We start from the raw sequence: 17,850 nt of genomic DNA on the forward strand, positions 1-17,850 counted from the left end.
CCTGGTTCGGAGACGGCGGCTCAGGGGCCGTCGGGCTCCACGGCACGCGGAGGGCGACACGCAGTGAGTAACTCACGCCATGCGATCAGCAGCAGCCCGGACGCGGCGATCATTGCTTTGCGCCAGCCCATGAGGTTCCCGAACCACATGTCGGCCCTGAGCAGTGCGTCGCTGCCGTAGAGGGCGTGCTGCGGCGGCAATGTCAGAAGCAGTTGGTACCTGTGCCGGGCTGCGACCGCCACCGCGATGCTCGCGAGAATGCATGCGGCGAGAACCCAGCACAGGAGCCGCGGTCACGCGCGGGGCTCTACGGGCCGTGGCATCTCACCCCTCCGACGAGGCCGCATCTCGTGATCTCACGTGGCCGGGGCGGTCATCCGATCACATGGGAGATCGCGTTCGTAGGCCTCCTGGCCTGCGCAGTGTCTGAGTGTCGGTCGTGCCGAACTGGTGCGTTGGGAAGCTGACGCCGGGGGTGGGGAATTACGGGCTCTGTCGCTGATCTTGTGATCGGGCTGTCCGGGGCTCGGACTCACAGCCATCGCTTGGCGGCCTCGACGCTGTCGCCACCGCTGCTGTTGAATGCGATCGCCGCCCTTGGCGCATGTCGGCGGATCAGGTTCACGATGTGCTCGAAGAGTGTCAGAAGCGGCTCGGGCTTGCGTATCCCGCCCCCGATGACCACGACGTCCCACTCGCGTTCGGCCAGCGCTGCAAGCACCGTGGACTCGGCCGAGTCGTCCAGCGCGATCAGCGTCATGGCCGCATCGATGTCGTGCTCGCCAAAGCGAGCCAGTTCCCTGTCGAGGCCGGCGCGCAGAACGTCGCCGTCCATACCCGGCACTGTGTGCGGATCGATTCCAAGTATGAGAGCAGAGGTCATGTCCAGTGCAACGGTCAGCGCGACCGCTCCGGTTCCATTTCTGACATCGGCCACGACGGACTTCAAGTCTCGTCCGAGGCAACCCAAGGGCAGCCGACATCAGTGAGCCGACCTCGCCGGTCCTCAACCCGGCGAGGGCGCTCAGCCTTCGGTGCGAGGACACGGGGGCCAGGCTCTGTGCAGGATGCGTTTGCGTAGGAGGTCGAAGTTGGCGCGGCCGTATCCGGCGCGCTTGAGGAGCTTCACTCTCGTGTTCTGTCCTTCGACCTGGCCGGAGCTCCAGGGGCTGGACAGTCCGGCGATGACGGCGTCCTGGTCCCGGCGAAGGCCGTTGACAGATCAGCGACAGAGCCGAATTACGTGACCGTCGACAGGCGGACGAGATGCTCGAACTCCGTCGGGGTCAGGTCGATCAACACCGGCCGACGGTCCAGCCCGGCCACGACGTCCATCCCGTCCATGAGCCGGAACTTGGACAAGTCGAAAGTGACCAGCGGCCGGACCGGCTCCAGCTCGATGGGAATCGGGGACACGACCGACCTCAGACGCTTGAGGCACGCCCGAGGATCGACCTGAGCCAACACCAGTTCCTCGAACTCCTCCCGCCCAGTCTGCAGCGTGATCAGACACGGGTGCACCTCGCGTCCCGTGGCCCGGTCGATCGTTGCTACGTGACCGTTGAAGGTAACGGTCTGGACCGCGCCGTCCGCGTCGGCCGTGAACACCTCGTGCACGGTGCGCAGCGCTGTCTGGGCAAGGACTGACGCATACAGCTCGTGCCGTTCCCCCTCTGGCCTGGGAACGGGAGTGATCTCGTCGCCGACCCGTGGTCGACCTCGGCATCCCCAGGACTCGTTCATGAGAGCGGTCAAGAGAAGGGACTACTTCTGACGCGCCACCAACTTCGCCACGAGGTCCGTCGCCTTCACATAGCGCGCCGGTTCCCCCGGCTGAGCCTGCCCGGATGGTCCTGCGCTCTCACTATGGGCGACGAGCCTGAAGATCAATGCCCGAATCAGCATCTGCTCCCACTCTGGGTGGTCGTCACCGGCCGTGAGCAGGCTGGACGGAGGGTCGAACCAGAGCAGACCGTCCGCCACCACGATGGCCTCGGCGAACATCGGCGGCCGCCAGTACGGCGAAAAGTCGATCACGATAGGTGGTTCATCGGCGGCGAAGAGCACATTGCCGGTCAGATCGCCGTGCACGAGCTGGGCTTTGTACTGCTCCACCGGCGCCTCAGCTCCAGCAGATTCGCAAACGACGCGGCGAGATCCTCGATCACGGCCACCTCCTGCTCACCCCAGGCGGCCCGATCGCCCACAGCCCACGGATCGGTGCGCCGATCCAGGAAGTCAGGCGGGGGCAGATACTGCAGAGCAGCATGGAAGGCGCGGCCGGCACCGAGAACGCCAGCCCAGTGCCCCCGCGGACCCTGCTCACCGCTGAGGAACTCATTGGCGCTCCAGCCGTCCACAACGCTCCGCCCGTCAGCCGCCCGAAGTGGCAACGGGACACGGAAACCGCTGGCAGGCGCGAGGTTCTCGGACAAGGACGCAGCCCACTCGACGAAGTCATCCGCTCCGTCAGCAGGCTTGAAGACGAAGCCGCCGACAAGAACGCTGCGTCCCTGACCTCCGGCCAGCGGGGCGGAGTCGCCTTCCACGCCGAAGGCATCAAGGACAGAACGGGGCGGCACAGGGGAACTCGACAGGTCGGTCACGCTGAGGATCATGCCTACACCGGCCTGCCCAGCGCACCCGCTATTGCAGCCTCCCCAGCGCAAGAGTCAGGGTCACTCTTCTGGGTGAAGTGCAGAGAAGACCTCCGCTTTTACAAGATTTCCCAGGCAAGGCCCTGAGCTGCGAAAATCACTTCTCAGTAGAACCCATCGCTACTCGACATTTCTCAGCCTCATGCGTACCAAATCCGTGCTCCGAGCGGGGCCGCCGGACCACCCGAAGCCCCGCTCGGGCAAGCACTTTACGCTTCACGGCCAGCCCCCTGCGCCCTTCGCCCAGGCCGACCAGGTTCGCGTTCCGGCCCCTAACTGCCGAAACCACTGCAGCTCGCCGTAGCGAAAGCCCCTGACGCGCTGCCGGTCTTCGGCGTGCCGTTGTCCACGGTCACGGAACAGGTCACGGTCCCGCCATCAGCTCCGGTAGTGACCGTGAGGTCGCCGCCCTTCACCAGGCCGCTGGAGGTGACCTGCTTGGACCAGGGCAGAGTGGGCACGGTGGACGTGCTGCTTGACCAGCTGTCGCTTTGCCAGTTGCTGTAGAGGATCGTCACGTCCTTCGCGGTACCGGTCACCTTGTAGTCGACCTTGACGGTCTTGTTGACCGCCTTGTTGACGCTCGTCACGATGACGATGACGACGATGATTCCCACGAGGAGCGCCAGACCCCCGCAACCGAGACAGCCGATCTTCCACTTGTTGCGCGGCTTCTTCCCTGCGACGCCCTGCGCGCCTGCCGGGGCTTGCTGCCATTGCGGGGGAGGCTGTTGCCACTGTGGCTGCTGTGGCCACGGCGGCTGGGCGTTCTGAGGCGGCGGCGGTGGCTCTTGCGGTTGGTCGGACATGAGCCACCTCTGGTACAGGGCGACAAGCGGTTTGCTGCCCTCAAGCTCTCAAGGTGTTGGAGTCCTGGCCAGCTGAACAAGCCGAACGAGTGCCGGATCGGCCCTGGCAGGCGACACGACAGGCCACTGGCGGAGGTTGCCGCACGCATCGACGAAGTCGAGGACCCGTTGCCGGAGGACTTCGTTGCTCCGATCCAGCAGCTCGTCGGCGGGACGCTGCGCGGACCGCTGGGCCATGCAGGGGAGGTCGAAGGCGATCTCCCCCACCAGGTCGTGCAGGACGCCGATGGTGCTCCATGCCGGGCTGGTCGCGGAGATCTGACGCTGTGCCAGTCGGAGTTCGCCGTCGTTGCCGACCTTGCTGAGCACGAGGACGACGGGCTGGCTGAGGAACTCGTGCTCTTCGAGCAGCTGGCGGGTGAGGATGGCCCCCACGTGGATGACGCCGCTCTGCTGGCGCACTTCGCCGAACACGGCCTCGACTTCTCCGAGTCCGGCGCACTCGCCACGCTGCACCACTCCAGCGAGCCCCATGAACTCAACACCTGCGCGCTGCTCCGGTCCGCGAAGGTCACCTCGGAAGCGATCACCAGCGGAGTTGGCAAGCTCACCGCCAAGGGCCTGGTCGGCCGCCCGTGCCCCACCAGCCGCCGCGGTGCCGGTCCGGCTCACCCCGGCCGGCTTCGACCTGATCGATTCCATCGACCTTGACCGCATCCGCAAAACGAGGCTCTGCTGGCCACCGCCAGCAGCAAGGCGGAGCCCGGCACCCTCGGCGCTCTGCTCCGAAACTCCTCGTCGGTGAGGCGACACCGGGCTGCGCTGGCTTCGCGGCTCAGCGGGCGGTGACTCAGCGGGCGGTGACTCAGCGGGTGGTGACCCGTCGGCGGTGGCTGTGCGCGAGCGCGAGCAGGTTGGCGGCGGTCTGGGCCGGATCGGCCGTGACGACCGTGGCCCGCCCCTTGGGCAGGTAGCGAACGCCGTCGATCTCGCAGACCAGCGGTCCCACCCCGGAGTCATGCACCAGCGCCTCCCCCACCGGCACAGGCCCGCCGACGGCACGGCGCCGCCCCGAGCGTGCCCACAACAGCGGCTGGACCAGCACCGGCGCGGCCACCGCACCGCCCTCAGGCCGGAACAACACCAGCACCAACTCGCCCGGCGCACCGCGCAGCCGGACGTAGCGCATCGGCTGCGGGGATGCTGGGCCCGCGGCGTCGCCGCGCAGCACCCGCCGCACCGGACGCACCAGCGGGAGGCGGTCGGTGACGAGCCAGCCGATCCGGGCCGCCGCCACGATGGCGAGCGTGCCGAACACCGGGAAACGCCAGTAGCCGAGGTGGAAGTGGTCATCGCCGACCGCCGCAACGGCGATGACGAGCAGCCCCCAGGCGCCGGTGCCGAGCAAGGTGGCCGCCACCCAGCGGCGCGGCGAGCCGGAGAGCCGGTCAGGCCTGGCGCGCGGCGGCGCGATCGGGGCTCCGGGCCGGTGCCGCTCGCTGTGGCGGGCGGCTGCGGCCAGGCTCCCGTAGCTGGTGTCCCGCACCCCGTTCGGCAGGTCCGCGTCCGTCTCGGGGTCCGCCTGGGCGTCCGTTTCGACCGGGGGCGGCTCGGGCGACAGGTTCGGCCCGGCCTCGCGCACCTTGCGCACCCGGCGGGCGGCGGCCGCCGGGCTCAGCACCAGCGCGCCGCCGATGCCGAGCAGGGCCAGGCCGCCGCCCACACCCCCGGCGGTCGGCGCCACCATGGCCGGGTCCACGGGGGTGGTCTGCAGCGGCCAGGGCAGGATCAGCGCGGTCATCCGTTCGCCGGGCCGGACGCCCGCGTCGGCGCAGGATGTGGCGTCTGAGTGCCCGTTGTCCCAGCGCAGCACGCAGGTGCCTACGGCCCGGTCGGCGCTGACCGTCTCCGCGGCGGTCCGGTGGCCGAGCAGTGTGACGTCCGCGGCTACCAGCGCCACCAGCGCAGCTCCGACCAGGGCCAGCACCGCCCAGAGCGGCACGACCGGTAGCCTCCGGGCGAGCGCCCCCGGAGCGGTGGAGGCGGGGCGGGCGGAAAGCCAGTCACCGAGGGTAGCCGCGTCGTAGCTGGTCAGGCCGAGCGACAGCGGCATGCCGCCGGGCGGGCGGTAGCGCAGTGTCACCCGCTCGACACCGTTGTTGACGGCGCTCCGCGGAGCCACGGTGGCCTCCAGCGTCCGGCCCCCGCGCGGCACCTCCACGACCTTCCCGTTGCCGCGGTCCAGGAAGACCGGGACGCCGCCCAGCCGCGGGTCGCACAGCAGCCGGCCGCGCCGGCCGGCCAGCCTGGCCCGGAAGTGCACCGGCCTCCCGGCGGCCAGCCCGTTCCGCCGCCGCGACGCCGCCCACCGGGCCAGCCCGGCGACCACCAGCGGAGCCAGGATCATCCCGACGATCTGTATGAGCATGACGCCCCTCCACCACGAACCCGCGCACTGTGGCGGTCGAGGAAGTGTAGGGGCCGGTTCCGACTGGCAGACCAGGGGGGCGGCATTGAGATCCGTGGGTACTCGCGGCTGCCGCCCGCACAGCTCCCGACAGCGGCCGTCGGAGAAGCCCTGTCCTCGCGCGAGCGGTCCGCCCGCCCGCGCGGGCGCCCCATCGGGTCGGAGCAAGGCCCACCAGTTGGCAACTACTCTCCGTAGTTCCTGGGCTCAGTCCGCCGCCAATGCACACAAGCTCAGCAGACGTCGCCACAAGCCGGATTCGGCCCGGTGCATCTCCGATGCAACATCCGTGCAACGGTCCCCCCAGGGCGTCATTCGAGCACCGGATCCGAAGCGGTCAGCCAAGCATCGCAAGCCGCTGACCAGTGATGACGACGCCAGCTCGCTGCCATCCGCAGCCCTTGCTCCACCAGCCCCGCATAGATATAGGGACTTATGAAGCGCGCTCCGCCTACATCCGGAGCAGCCAGCCCGTCGCGCGTTGCTGCCGCCCGCACGGGCGTGGTGCGCTGAAAACGAAGCTACGGGCGCCCACCGACATCCGGGCCGTGGTCGACCCGCCGCCCTGGCGCGAGGCCCATGAAGAACGCGAACGCCTCCGGCGCGGCCAGCTGCATCGCCTGATGCTCGACTGGTGAAGAGGCAGTTTTCCGACCGTGCGCTATTCCGGCCTCGGGGCCTGGTGAGCGCGCAGGTGCTGCCCACCCACTCCTGAGCGGGCCGGAGCGACGGGTCCGCCACAGCCACCGCCGGGGCGGACCCGGCGCTCACCCCTGCAGGGCGTCGAGGTTCTTGACCGCAGAGGTCATCAGCGCGTTGAGCGTCGCCTCGTCCGGATTGGCCGGTGTCTCGGTCACCAGGTGGACGACGTCGCTGCCGTCGTGGGCGTAGGCGTTGAGCTTCGCATCCCCGACGGAATCCAGCTCCGCCTTCACGAAGACCTTGTTCTCCGGCACGCCAGGGACGGAGTAGGTGCCGTGGGCGTCGTAGATCGCCACATCCGCGGACGTCTGGGCCAGGTAGTAGCTCTGGGCATCCGTCGATGTGGCGAAGTGTCCGAAGAAGACATCGACGCAGGACGACTCGTCAGACACGCACCAGTCCACACGCACCGCGTACTGGAAACCACGGTGCGGCAGGTCCTGGCGCTCGTCGGCCCAGGCAGAGGGTGAGTAGACGCCCTCGATGTACTGCTCCATCGTCAGAATGCCCTCGGTACCCGTGCCAGCCCACTTGTGTGCCCCCGCGGGCGGCTTCGGCAGCATGTCGAAGAGCTTGACCTCATCCGGAGGACCGGAGACGGTCACCTGGGCCGTGGCGCTGTGACTGGTGTCGGTGACCGTCGTGGAGCCGCTTGCACCGCTGACCACGGTCGTGGTCGTCGTCACGGTGTTCGGCTGGGAGTGGTTGCGCACGAGTATCACCGCAACGCAGAACGCGGAGACGACGAGGGCGAGGATCAGGCGGATGATGCGGGACATGGGCGGGCCAGCATCCTTGGTTGAGTGATGATCAATAGCGGCCCCTGATTGTGGATCTCGGCGGACATGCGGGTACAGAGAGTTTGTGTAACGGTCCGGACTACTTCGCCGCCCGGCTCGTTCGCGCGAAGAGGACATCGCCCGGCTCTCTCCGCTCAAGCACCGCAACTTGAACCTTCTCGGGTTTGACTGGTGAACGGGCAGTGTTCCAATCCTGCGCCATTCCCCGGCTCCGATGACATGGGTGGTGGGCTCAGTGCGAGATCGTCAGACTGCCGAGGCTGCTCGATCGAGGATGGACCACCCCGCTTCGGCCCAGATCTTTGCTGGATCCTGGTCGGCCGAGACGTGGCCCGAGTGGCCAGCACACGGCCCCAGTTCATGCTTCGACCCGGACCGGCCAGAGATCGCGCCAGCAGCCTCGTTCAGTACCCTGGCGTCGGAGGTGGGGATGTTGTTGGTGGCGAACGTCGTGGAAACTGATCAGCTGAGCCACACGCAAGACTGGGTTCTCGTCATAGTGGCTTCGGTCGTGACGCTCGCTCTCATCGCCTACGTCATCAACTTCCGAGGCATCGCCTACAAGATCAATCTTCGTGGCGGGGCCGGGCCAGAGCATCCCCTCTACCGAGCCGGAGTGATGATCAACCGCATCGGTCTCTGCATCTTCGTGGTCGTGGGAATTGCGCTGATCGTCGCAGGTATCCGAGCGCTGGCTCGCTGACACGTCGGGTCGCACGCCTGCGCGACCAGCGCGACGACCGCCTAGTGCCCTGCTGCCCCCCTTCTGTCAGGCGTGGATTGGGAAGGACCCTAGGAACGCCAGGCGATCGTCGGCGTCGTCGCCGATGCGGGAGAGGAGTTCGTCGAGTGCGATGAACTCCTCCCATGCCGCCCGGCCGGTTTCCTTGGCCAGCCGGGCAACGACGAGGTCCTCCAGGTCGGAGATGCGTTTGTTCTTCCAGATCTTGTCGGCGAGGCTCACGAGGAGGTCCTCCAAGCCGACACCGGGCTCTGTCCACGACGCGTGTGTTGCGGCGAAGCGGGCGAGCTCCGGGCTGACGCCGCGGCCAAGTAGAAGAGCCTGTCCAGCCTCCTCGTGCGCTGCACCGGGCCCAGTGAGCTCGGAGATGTGCACGGTCTTCCCGATGTCATGTGTCGCGGCGCCGAAGAGCACGGCCTCGCGGTCGAAGGGGACGGCCGGGTAGCGCCTCCCCATCCAGTCGACCAGCTGGTGTGCGACATCGTGGACGGCTCGCAGGTGGGCTGCCAGGCGCGGCGGACTTCCCAGCTCGGTCAGGAGCTCTGCGACGCGATCGGGTAGCGGGCACAGCGGTGGGTCGACGGTACGGCTCATGGCCCTCGACAAGGCAGTGGCGGTCGTCACCGCGTCAGGGTACCGACCGCGGCCTTCTCTTATGTTCGTTGGGGGAGCCACCAACGGGATAATCGTGATCTTGCCCGGCGGAGAGACCGACCTGCGCTGACGGTGTCTCATTTGGTGCGCGTTCTGCAGAACCTATGGGCAGACCCGCCTCACTCTCAACGAGGTACAGCATCTCTTCGCGGTCCTGACCAACCGACCCGTCCACTCGGTTGCCCACCGCCTGAACTGGTCCCACTGGAGGCGACGCCATCAAGCCAGTGCGCTATGCGCCCGGGGCCCGTATGGCAGGATCCCCGGCATGCAGAGACGCGAGGGGGAGACCACCAGGCGCACGGTCGCCCGGTGGACGGTGGGGCTGCTGTTCATCGTCGGCGGCCTCGGGGCAGCCGCCGTCAACGTGGTCTCCGGGTACGAGGCCGGACAACTCCTCGCGCACGGCACCCGAACGTCAGCGACCGTCGCGCAGGTTACCTACGGAAAGAACAGCGACTCCGCAGAGATCGCATTCACCGACACCCTGGGAACCGGGCAGGCCGACTGGATCGACGGCGTCCCGCACCAGTACGGCGTTGGCGACCATATCCCTGTTGTCTACGACCGCAACGATCCCTCGAACGTCTCCGCGGTCTCGACGGCGGAGCAGGAGTCAGCGCCGGGCAACTTGGTGTTCGCTGCCCTCTTCGGGGCGGCCTTCGCAGGTGTGGGCCTTTTGACGCTGTGGCGAGGCGTCCCCAAGGGGATGGGCGGGTGGGCCTACAACCGGGACTATCTTCCTGGGGCACGCCGCCGGCTGGCGTCCCCTGAATCTTCGGGCACGCCTCGGGGACCATCGACTGACGAACCGCCAGCCGGCTGAGATCATCGGTCCGCGCACGCCGCGAGGTAATCCGTCCAGCTGTCCTGAGCCGGACGTGCCCAGCTATAGGCGGCGCTCGCGCTGATGCCGAAGAGGTCGCTGATCACGATGGGCGGCAGGTCTGCCACGGCTTCGAGCATTGCGGTGTTGCGGGCAGCAATCGCGGGCAGGCCTGGCCGGCGGTGTACTCGATCCCCTCCAACCCCACCCCCAACCCCAGCCACGACGGCGGGAGCGCCGAGACACTGCCCGCTCCCCCTCCGAGAGAGGACCCGCCAGAGGCTTCCGGCGTGGTGTGGCCCGAACCCGCCCCCGGCATCGAATCACTTCCGCCCACCCCGGCACCCGGGCCCCGCCACACCACCGGTCATGAGCCCGGTCGGCGAGTCGCAGAAGTCCGATCTGGCCACGTCCTCACCCACCGCGCAGGAGACGATCACCCACCCGGCCTGTGACCCGCCCCCGTACCCACCCGTTCAACTGGTGCAGTGGGGTCTTTGAGCATGGGGAGTATTCCTTCGGCCAGGCTCTGTCCCGGCGGACCGCGTGACGCGTCACGTTGTGCCGTTGTTCGGGTCGTGGGCGGGGCGATCTGACCAGGATCGCGCGGATAAAGCGGTGGTCGCCCGCCCGGCCTCCCTGCCACCATCTCGGTGTGACCACGTTGTTCCTGACGGTCGGCCTGCCAGGGGCCGGAAAGACCACAAAGGCTCGGCAACTCGCCGATGAGCACAGCGCGCTGCGACTGACCCCTGACGACTGGATGATTCCCCTGTTCCGTGAGCCGGAGGCGAACGGGAAGCGCGACGTGTTGGAGGGGCGCATGCTCTGGCTCGCCTTGGAGGCGGTCAAGCTGGGCACCAACGTCGTACTGGACTACGGCTGTTGGTCCCGTGACGAACGGTCTGCGATCCGGTGGCTGACGCAGGCCGAGGGCGCGTCCTTCCACATGCTCTACCTGCCGGTGGACGATGCGACCCAGCGCGCCCGGATCGCCCATCGCTGGGCGACCACCCCCGAGGAGACGTTCCCGATGACCGAGGCCGACATCCTGGATGGCCGGGCGCACTTCGAGGAGCCCGACGCGGCGGAGTTGGGAGGCGGCGAGGTCGCCGGCCCGCCCTCCGGCTGGGCGGGCTGGCGGGAGTGGGCCGCCTGCCGGTGGCCGTCGTTCGCGTGACGGTTCGGCCCGACATGGTAGGGGAAGGGCCCTTTGCGCATGTCCCGTGACGCTCCAAACCCCATGTGGTTCAGGGGATGACGCGACCGATGTCGTTGTCTCGCTGATGGATCTCTTCAAGCTCACCCCAGGGTGGCGGACCGCCCAAACGCCAGGGGACTTGCTTCGTGTCTGACGCGTGGATCGATCGCCTGGCAGCGTTGACGAACTCCCGTTGTGCAGCGTCGAGTTTCGTATGAATCTGACGAAGCATCGTCATGTCCTTCGGCTCTCCGAACGGGAAGGCACTGAACTCCCCCACAAATGAGGCGGGTTGCTCCGCAGCGATCCCCACATCGGTGTCGGCTACCAGGCTGACCGACACCAAGGCGGCGTTCCACTCCTCCCAGTCGATCCCCGCAGGCTCGCGCTGCTCCCAGTACGCGTGGCGCATGCCGATCTCGACCGCACCGAAGCTCTGGAGAAGGCGCTCGTACGCCGCGATCTTCCGATCGCGAATCCACTGCCCGGATTCATTGCGGCGCCCGGCCCGGGTGCCTACGAGGATGCCCAGGATTGTCGCGGCCACTCCGCTGGCGGTGGATATGAGGGCCCCCAAGGGAGATTCATGACATGCTGCCCGACTCGCATGAGCGAGCCATCCGGGCGATCGACGGACGCCTGTTCCTTCCGCGCGCCGTCTCCCTTGCAACATAGTTGCAACACGGGTGCTTGGATCATGATCCAAGCCCGCCGCCGGCGTCCGCCGATCCATCCGAATTAGCCCTCTGACCTGTCCTTACGGCAGGTTGCGCGCCATGACGATGCGCTGGACCTGGTTGGTCCCCTCGTAGATCTGGGTGATCTTGGAGGTACAGCCGGGCTACCTGGGACTTTACCCCGGGCAGAGTGGCTGACCTGCAAGAACTCCCTTCATCAGTTCGTACCGCTTGCCATGGCTTTCAGCTCTCCCACGCAACACTGACGCAACGTCAGGAGTGGGCTGTGGGCATTGCTCGCCGTCAGTCATCACTGCTCGACCAGCTCACATGTCACATTCTGTAACCAGCGCGAAGTTGCCCAGCGTGCTCGGGACCGTCCGGCCGCCGCTCCTCCGCTCCGGCCACCATTTCAACCGCAGGGAGCCGTCGGAGACAGAACTGGGCCGTCAAGGGCTGGGCGCGGGATTCTCTCTGAACGACCTCGGCCCCAGGCTGGCCCCACCGCCATGACGGTCGCTGGGACGGCGACCGTCATGGCCCAGCTCATGAAGTGGGTCAACCCCGCCGACCAGCCCGCCATCGCCATCAGCTGACCGCCCAGAGCCCGCAGACCGCACGGGAATGACCATAGCCGGTCGCTGCTCACACCCGCCGGGCCACCGCCAGAGCCGTTTTCAACCGTCCTCATCAAGTCGATCGTCTTCGTGGTGTGGGCGATATCGCGTGTCGGGTTGGCAGACGCTATCAGGCACGGTGAGGCCAGCAGCGCACGAGCAAAGGTTCAGGACGGTACAGACCATCAGCATCGATGTTGAAGACCTGCAGGGCCGCAAGGCACGCGACCGCCGTCTCCGGAGTATCGGTGGCCATGCTCGCCGCTGCTTGTAGGTCTTCCAAGCCCACCCCATCGCTGTCCACTAGCGACAACACTGCCGCGAACGCCCGTTCGATGTTGTCATCGGCGGTCAGGCCGACTGCGTCGATGAGGTCGGCGGCGCCAGCGGGTGCCGCGAGTCCGGACGCTACGTGAATCAGCGCGTCGCCCTCCTCCATGCCGGAGGCGACCAGGCTCGCAGCTTGCTCGACAAGCATTGGCCAACCGCCGGTGACTTCCAGCAGTCTCTCGAGGCGCTCCTCCAGGCTAAACTTCTCGCTGGCGAGTGCCCATACCCGCAGCGACCGTCGGTCATAGCGGCGCAGTGCGACCGTTCCCAGAGCAGGGGTGGTACCAGCGTCGGCCAGCACGGTCTGCCACAGGCGTAGCTGCTGCGGGCCAGCGACGATTACCGCTGAGCGTGTAACGCCAGACCGTGTGGGCCTGCGGTCCAGAGCGGCGGCGAGGGTTGCTGTGCAGGCCTCCTCGCGTGGTTGCAGTGCCATCAGGTCAGTGAGGACGACTCGGCGCTCCCCCGGCCGGCCTGTGATGAGTTCCTCTTCGAACTGACGGCGGCTGCTGATGGTTGGGACTGTGAACCGGTCACCGACGTCTGCAGCGAGCCGCACTGCTTGGGCAACGTCTTCGATGCCGGTTGCTGACGAGCCGAGCACGACACGTACTTGGTTGGCGTGGTCCCCGAGCACGTCATCGGTTTGGCTCGCGGTGAGCGGTGACCGTCGTCCGCTCTTCAGCGCCAGCCGGGTTTCGAGCGCGATGAACTCGTCAGGCACTGACAGGATGGCGGCACCAACCAGTTGTGTCACAACGTCGTCCTTCGACCCAATCATGCGAAGTACGTTGGGGCTCCGCAGATGCCAGCCGCGACCATCATTGTTGGGTGCGAGCACTCCGAGGCCGACCATCTCCACGAGGTAAGAGCGGAAGCCTTCGACATCCAGTGTTGCAAATCCTGCATGCCACCAGTCGAGGCATTCCTCACGCAGCTGAACATCCGATAGACGTGCGTCGAGTCCGCTCTCGTGTGCGTTATGCGCCAGGACATTCGCGATGACGTTGTAGCGGGGGTCCAGGTGAAGTGTGTCGTGGAACGCGGCGCTGATGTCGGCTCTGAGGTCGGTGTTTGTCTCAACGGTTTCGATGTCGGAGCGCGTGACGATGTAAGGCGGTTCATGGTTGCTGACTCCGACCGCGCGCTTGGCATGCATGGTCTCAACCAGTCGGTTTCCGAACATTTGCAGCAGGAAGGGCTGATACGAGCAGTAACCGAGGACGCGGTTGACCAGGTCCTCGTTGGCGAATGTGAAGCCCAGTGCGTGCAGCGGCCGCGTCAGCAGGTTCGCCGCGAACTGCGGTCGCAGCGGCCCGATGATAGTGGGGCGCTGCGCCAGATGACTGAAGGGGCCGTTGCGGGCGCTCTTGGCGTAGCGCTGCACGGAATGCAGGCCAGCGAACACGACTTTCACGCGTCCATCAGTACTCAGCCCCAGGTCCTTCAGGCGGGTGGTCTCCAGGAACTCCGGAGCATCGGATTCGAAGAATCGGTCGCATTCGTCAAGGAGGACCAACAAGCGCCGGCGGGGGTCGGCGTTTAGCCAAGCCAGCACGCCAGCACGGACCCGTTCTTGTGGATTTCCGCGGTTCGTTGTCCGTGTCCGCGCGATGATTTCGCGGTCAGTCAGGTCCCGCAGAAGTGCATTCCAGATGGCATCCGGGCCGATCGCCGAGCCGGTCCGGATGCCGACCGTGTCGAGGCTGAGGTAGATGCTGAGACGCTCGCCGGGTACGCCCTGACCTTCAAATACGGCACCGGCTGAGCGCAGCAGCGCGCTCTTGCCAAGCCCGCGACCGCCGAAGACGATCTGTGTGCCATCCGGGTCGAGAACGCCCTTGCGTTCGGCGTCCCGTCCGTAGAACATCTCCTCGGCGACCAGGCCCCGCTTCTCGCGCAGGTAGGGGTTCACCGATGAGAAGGGCAGCAGCACTGACATGGCCGCGTCCATCTGGCGGTTCCCGTGTGCCGCCAGGTATGCCAGCGCCGCGTCGTCCAGCACAACGACCGGTGCGCTGCTGCGCACGGCGCGCGCCGCGAGTTCCTGCCGCGTCTGGGGGCTCATTGTGCCGAAGTAGGCGATGAGTAGGCTCTCACCTGAGGGATCCTGGTCGGCATAGCTCATCAACAACTCTGCGCTGGGCTGCCCCCAGGCCAGAAGTACTCGCAACTGGCCGCCGAGTTTGGTGCCGAATGCCGGCACGAGAGCCTTGCCGCTGATGTTGACGTCATACACGTCGATGAAGCGGCGGTCTCGACCTCGTGGCAGTTCATCCAGGCGCCGAATGCGTTTGCCGTCGATGCCAGCCACACGTAGAGCGGGGAGAAGCAGGTCGCGCTCGGTGATGTTGTTGAGTCGTCCCTCCGGCGGCGTCCCTGCGATTTTCCGCCATCCAGCGAGCGCCTCGGCGGCCAGCCGCGCCAGGTCGGGGCTAAGCTGCGCAAAGTTCAGCATTGCGCAGCCGTCGACCTGGCTGCGGCTGTGCACGGCGTCCAGTACAGACGCTGTCAGGCCAGACGGCAGGACCCTAGGTACCGCCGGGAAGAACTGGCCCAGGTCTGCGCGGGCGGTCACCTGGGGAACAGGCACATCGATCTCGAGAAAGTAGATTAGCTCTTCGGCTGTCGACAACTGTCCACTGTCGATCAGGCGGGTGATCCGTTCGACGGTGCCTGCGTCGGCTTTGGCAAGGTTGGTCAGACGCTCGGACAGGCGACGGGCGGACTCCGTCTGGTATCGAGGTAGCAGCTCGGAGACTCGTCTGAGCTTGGCGCGCGTATCCGCCAGATCAGGGGTGTCGGTGCGGGCGTCCTTGAGGAGGCTGGTCAACTCACCGTCCTGCTCGTCGGACAGTTCGTTGTTCAGTCGAGCGCGCCGCAGCTTGGCCGATAGCTGTTCGTGCAGCTCATCCAGGGCGGCCCGGCTGTTGGCCTCCGCAACTTCAACTTGGGCGGCTCGTCTGGCCCACTGCTCGGCGCTGTCTTCGTCACCGGGCAGGAGATGCTCGTCGGCAGCATGGAGCAAGAAGTGCGCGGCGGCGAAGTTCTCCGCCTCAACCTGCCCATCGACTGCATCGTCCCACCCGTGCTCTGCGGCCGCGAGCAGTGTCTCAACGGTCGTGTCGACAGGCGCGGCGATGCGGCCCAGGGCCGCATCGACCGCCGCGCCGGCCACCTTCAGCAACTCGACCGTCAGGGTGAAGGCGGAGGTGGACTCGCCAGTGGGTAGTGCGGACTGGCCCTCGAGGACAGCAAAGGTCATCGTCAGGGATGCGATTGCGGCGCGGCCGGCTGCGGCTGTCAGTGGTTCGCTGTGGCTGGCTTGTCCTTCGAGGGCTGCCAGGACGGCCTCGTGGTGGGCGAGGACGGTGGTGCGCATCTCCGCGATTTCACCCGTGCTCCACTGTTGGCTGCTGCTCCGTGAGCGGTTCAGTGCCAGGACGGCCTCGGTCCAGTCGGCGAGCGGTTTGAGGGCCTCCGCGACAAGGTTCAAGAGGTCCTGTCGACCCGATCCCTGCAGCGGTTTACCGCTGTTGCCCTTGAATCTGCGGTCCAGGGCATCCAATTCGCGGTTGATGTGGGAGCTGTCGCCCAGGCGCAGAATGGCACTGGCGACCTCGTTCACCGCGTTGCGCTCCTGGTTCGCAGCGAGGCTCAGGGGACGGCCGAGGAGCCCGTTGGGAGCCAGCCACACCTTCGCGATGTCGCTGGCACGCTTGAAGCGCAGCGTGCGGGGACGCAGCATCTGCCCGGCGGCGGCGCTGACCGCGTGCAGCGAACGCTCGATCTCGCTGACATCGGCGAGGACGGTTAGTGGTGGGTCACCGACCAGTGTGCCCTGTAGCGCCCGACGCCCGACCTGGTTAGCGATCTCGCCGAGGTTCGGCTCGACATGAGGAGCAAGATCGCACAGCAACGCTCCGGCGGTCGGCTCTCCGGTGACGAGAGCGGCCCGCAGAAGCGCGGGGACAGCGATGAGCGCGCTGGCGGTGTCATTCACGACGGAACTGGTGTCGAATGCGTCAAGTTCGCCACGCAGGGCAGCAGTACAGGCGCCCGTCTCACTTCGCACCGCTGCAGCCAGTCCTGCGATCCGCAGCGTTGCTTGCTGCGAGTCCGGCCAGTCGGCTGCAGCGGCGATGGCTGCCGCCATACCGTAGCGCTGCTCGCCGATGAGTTTGGCGATCGAACGCACGACGTGACTGTGGACCAGGGCCGCCTCGCTCACCGCAGGCGTGGCAGGCGCGGTGGTGCGGGTCTCATGCACAGCCGGGGGCATGGCCAGAGGCGGCATTCCAGGTGTTGGCGGAGTTGTCGTCTCGGACTTGGGGACGACACTTGCGGTCTGCACCACGGCAGCCGCCACCTCGAAGCTGGTCAGGTTGTCGGTCGCCGCCTGCTTTGACGGGCGCACCAGTTGCTCGGCGCTCACCGCAAGCAGAACAAGATCTGGGTGTGTGGCGGCGATCTGCTGGACCGCGGCCATCCGTGCGGCGGCGTCTGTCGACGGATCGCTCAATACCGGGAGTAGTCCCAAGACAGCAGCGTCCTCACGAGCGCCCTTGCCCCACAGACGCTGGGCCAGTAGGGACTTAGCCAAGTCGTGGGCGGCACCCAGTTGGGTGGTGAGCGTCATATTGTCCTGCGGTGCGGTCAAGCCGCTGACGAGCCACAGCAGTTCGCGCGCGTGTTCGTCGCCCTCGCTGTCGCGCAGTTGGTCCGCTGCGGCGCGTACGGCCGAGGCGTTGTGGTGCTCGATGACGATTCCGGCATCAGCCAGAGCTGCGAAGGCCGAGTCGAACGAGGAACGAACGAGGGCCAGCGTGGCCAGGTCCGATGTGGCGGGCGGGCGTTCATCAGCGAGCACGTCCACTACCCGCTGCGCGGCTGGTAGCGCCTCGCGCAGCTTGGCATCCAGCTCGTCGCGAAGAGCCGCGATCCGTTCCAGCGTCACCGGCTCCTCGGGTTCGCGCATTGGAGGGATGTCCTCGGTGGCGTCGGCGGCGGCCATCTCCCCCATGGGATCCCTGCTCTCCGTCCGTTCTGGCTTCGCAGAGCCAGGAGGCAGTGTGGCCTCACTCGGTTCATACTGAACTGCTGGGCTGACAGACCGCTCCGCGGGGGGCGCAGCGATCGGCTCCGTAGGCGCATGGGCGAGCAACGTGTACGCGGGGGAGGCCGCGATCACCTGCTGAGTTGCCTGGACGATTGCATCGAGGTCGGAGTCGGTGACTCCGCCCGGTCGAAACCACGACTGTCGGCTTGCCCATAGCCAGATTCGGGCGTCTCGAACGGTGGCCAACCCATTTGCCCACATTGCCACCCGTGCAAGGGCTGGGGACCACCGCTCTGCCGGGTCCCGAGG

17 protein-coding genes and 1 pseudogene are annotated in these 17,850 nt (G+C 67.0%); 5 read left to right on the forward strand and 13 right to left on the reverse strand.

The features are described 5' to 3' along the window. Positions 1-532: 532 nt before the first annotated feature. The 7 genes and pseudogenes from ABH928_RS09620 to ABH928_RS09650 all read right to left on the reverse strand — a co-directional run bounded on the left by ABH928_RS09620 (position 533) and on the right by ABH928_RS09650 (position 3,901). A complete protein-coding gene (locus ABH928_RS09620) occupies positions 533-883 on the reverse strand; it encodes a hypothetical protein (RefSeq protein WP_370064427.1) in 351 nt (116 codons plus the stop codon). 141 nt (positions 884-1,024) lie between these two features. Continuing rightward, a pseudogene (locus tag ABH928_RS09625) lies at positions 1,025-1,213 on the reverse strand (transposase); the annotation flags it as partial. Between the two features lie 26 nt (positions 1,214-1,239). Then, a complete protein-coding gene (locus tag ABH928_RS09630) occupies positions 1,240-1,608 on the reverse strand; it encodes a hypothetical protein (protein WP_370064230.1) in 369 nt (122 codons plus the stop codon). Positions 1,609-1,764: 156 nt separating this feature from the next. Further along, positions 1,765-2,115 (reverse strand): hypothetical protein, encoded by a 351-nt coding sequence (locus ABH928_RS09635; protein ID WP_370064232.1) that lies wholly within the window; start codon positions 2,113-2,115, stop codon positions 1,765-1,767. Beyond that, the gene (locus ABH928_RS09640) at positions 2,076-2,606 is read right to left on the reverse strand and encodes a hypothetical protein (RefSeq protein WP_370064234.1); all 531 of its coding nucleotides are present in this window, start codon (positions 2,604-2,606) and stop codon (positions 2,076-2,078) included. The genes ABH928_RS09635 and ABH928_RS09640 overlap by 40 nt, the downstream gene beginning before the upstream one ends. Positions 2,607-2,929: 323 nt before the next feature. After that, positions 2,930-3,466 carry a hypothetical protein gene (locus tag ABH928_RS09645; RefSeq protein ID WP_370064236.1) on the reverse strand — a complete coding sequence of 179 codons (537 nt, stop codon included), beginning with the start codon at positions 3,464-3,466 and terminating at the stop codon, positions 2,930-2,932. A gap of 48 nt (positions 3,467-3,514) precedes the next feature. Continuing rightward, positions 3,515-3,901 (reverse strand): hypothetical protein, encoded by a 387-nt coding sequence (locus tag ABH928_RS09650; RefSeq protein WP_370064238.1) that lies wholly within the window; start codon positions 3,899-3,901, stop codon positions 3,515-3,517. Between ABH928_RS09650 and ABH928_RS09655 the strand changes: the two genes are divergently transcribed. Then, the gene (locus tag ABH928_RS09655; protein ID WP_370064239.1) at positions 3,902-4,177 is read left to right on the forward strand and encodes a hypothetical protein; all 276 of its coding nucleotides are present in this window, start codon (positions 3,902-3,904) and stop codon (positions 4,175-4,177) included. A 154-nt stretch (positions 4,178-4,331) separates the two neighbouring features. On the opposite strand, the gene ABH928_RS09660 is transcribed toward ABH928_RS09655, so the two are convergent. Together ABH928_RS09660 and ABH928_RS09665 are read right to left on the reverse strand one after the other, a co-directional pair. Next, complete coding sequence (locus ABH928_RS09660) at positions 4,332-5,894, reverse strand: hypothetical protein (RefSeq protein WP_370064241.1); 1,563 nt, start codon at positions 5,892-5,894, stop codon at positions 4,332-4,334. 806 nt (positions 5,895-6,700) lie between these two features. Beyond that, positions 6,701-7,414, reverse strand: coding sequence for a hypothetical protein (locus ABH928_RS09665; RefSeq protein ID WP_370064243.1), 714 nt, complete (start codon positions 7,412-7,414; stop codon positions 6,701-6,703). 460 nt (positions 7,415-7,874) lie between these two features. Here ABH928_RS09665 and ABH928_RS09670 point away from each other — a divergent pair, with 460 nt between their 5' ends. Then, entirely contained in the window at positions 7,875-8,138 is a 264-nt protein-coding gene (locus tag ABH928_RS09670) for a hypothetical protein (RefSeq protein ID WP_370064245.1), read from the forward strand. A 66-nt stretch (positions 8,139-8,204) separates the two neighbouring features. Here the strand turns inward: ABH928_RS09670 and ABH928_RS09675 are convergent, their stop codons facing one another. Continuing rightward, a complete protein-coding gene (locus ABH928_RS09675; protein ID WP_370064429.1) occupies positions 8,205-8,771 on the reverse strand; it encodes an HD domain-containing protein in 567 nt (188 codons plus the stop codon). A gap of 328 nt (positions 8,772-9,099) precedes the next feature. Between ABH928_RS09675 and ABH928_RS09680 the strand changes: the two genes are divergently transcribed. Then, positions 9,100-9,657, forward strand: coding sequence for a DUF3592 domain-containing protein (locus ABH928_RS09680; protein ID WP_370064247.1), 558 nt, complete (start codon positions 9,100-9,102; stop codon positions 9,655-9,657). A gap of 2 nt (positions 9,658-9,659) precedes the next feature. Here ABH928_RS09680 and ABH928_RS09685 read toward each other — a convergent pair whose 3' ends face one another. Next, positions 9,660-9,785, reverse strand: a complete 126-nt coding sequence (locus tag ABH928_RS09685; RefSeq protein WP_370064249.1) for a hypothetical protein — start codon at positions 9,783-9,785, stop codon at positions 9,660-9,662. A gap of 241 nt (positions 9,786-10,026) precedes the next feature. Here ABH928_RS09685 and ABH928_RS09690 point away from each other — a divergent pair, with 241 nt between their 5' ends. Then, a complete protein-coding gene (locus ABH928_RS09690; RefSeq protein ID WP_370064251.1) occupies positions 10,027-10,158 on the forward strand; it encodes a hypothetical protein in 132 nt (43 codons plus the stop codon). Between the two features lie 154 nt (positions 10,159-10,312). Beyond that, positions 10,313-10,837, forward strand: a complete 525-nt coding sequence (locus ABH928_RS09695) for an AAA family ATPase (RefSeq protein WP_370064253.1) — start codon at positions 10,313-10,315, stop codon at positions 10,835-10,837. Positions 10,838-10,907: 70 nt separating this feature from the next. On the opposite strand, the gene ABH928_RS09700 is transcribed toward ABH928_RS09695, so the two are convergent. Together ABH928_RS09700 and ABH928_RS09705 are read right to left on the reverse strand one after the other, a co-directional pair. Next, the gene (locus ABH928_RS09700) at positions 10,908-11,405 is read right to left on the reverse strand and encodes a hypothetical protein (RefSeq protein ID WP_370064255.1); all 498 of its coding nucleotides are present in this window, start codon (positions 11,403-11,405) and stop codon (positions 10,908-10,910) included. Between the two features lie 877 nt (positions 11,406-12,282). Further along, on the reverse strand, positions 12,283-17,496 hold the full coding sequence (locus tag ABH928_RS09705) for a hypothetical protein (RefSeq protein WP_370064257.1): 5,214 nt from the start codon (positions 17,494-17,496) through the stop codon (positions 12,283-12,285). Positions 17,497-17,850: the final 354 nt, after the last annotated feature.

The sequence above is a fragment of the Streptacidiphilus sp. MAP5-3 genome (assembly GCF_041262505.1).
GTDB lineage: Bacteria > Actinomycetota > Actinomycetes > Streptomycetales > Streptomycetaceae > Streptacidiphilus.

What these genes read in the sequence shown, in the direction of transcription:
- ABH928_RS09680 (WP_370064247.1), top strand. Translation starts at nt 9,100, where the DNA reads ATGCAGAGACGCGAGGGGGAGACCACCAGGCGCACGGTCGCCCGGTGG.
- ABH928_RS09620 (WP_370064427.1), bottom strand. Translation starts at nt 883, where the DNA reads ATGACCTCTGCTCTCATACTTGGAATCGATCCGCACACAGTGCCGGGT.
- ABH928_RS09665 (WP_370064243.1), bottom strand. Translation starts at nt 7,414, where the DNA reads ATGTCCCGCATCATCCGCCTGATCCTCGCCCTCGTCGTCTCCGCGTTC.
- ABH928_RS09705 (WP_370064257.1), bottom strand. Translation starts at nt 17,496, where the DNA reads ATGGCCGCCGCCGACGCCACCGAGGACATCCCTCCAATGCGCGAACCC.
- ABH928_RS09660 (WP_370064241.1), bottom strand. Translation starts at nt 5,894, where the DNA reads ATGCTCATACAGATCGTCGGGATGATCCTGGCTCCGCTGGTGGTCGCC.
- ABH928_RS09690 (WP_370064251.1), top strand. Translation starts at nt 10,027, where the DNA reads ATGAGCCCGGTCGGCGAGTCGCAGAAGTCCGATCTGGCCACGTCCTCA.
- ABH928_RS09645 (WP_370064236.1), bottom strand. Translation starts at nt 3,466, where the DNA reads ATGTCCGACCAACCGCAAGAGCCACCGCCGCCGCCTCAGAACGCCCAG.
- ABH928_RS09675 (WP_370064429.1), bottom strand. Translation starts at nt 8,771, where the DNA reads ATGAGCCGTACCGTCGACCCACCGCTGTGCCCGCTACCCGATCGCGTC.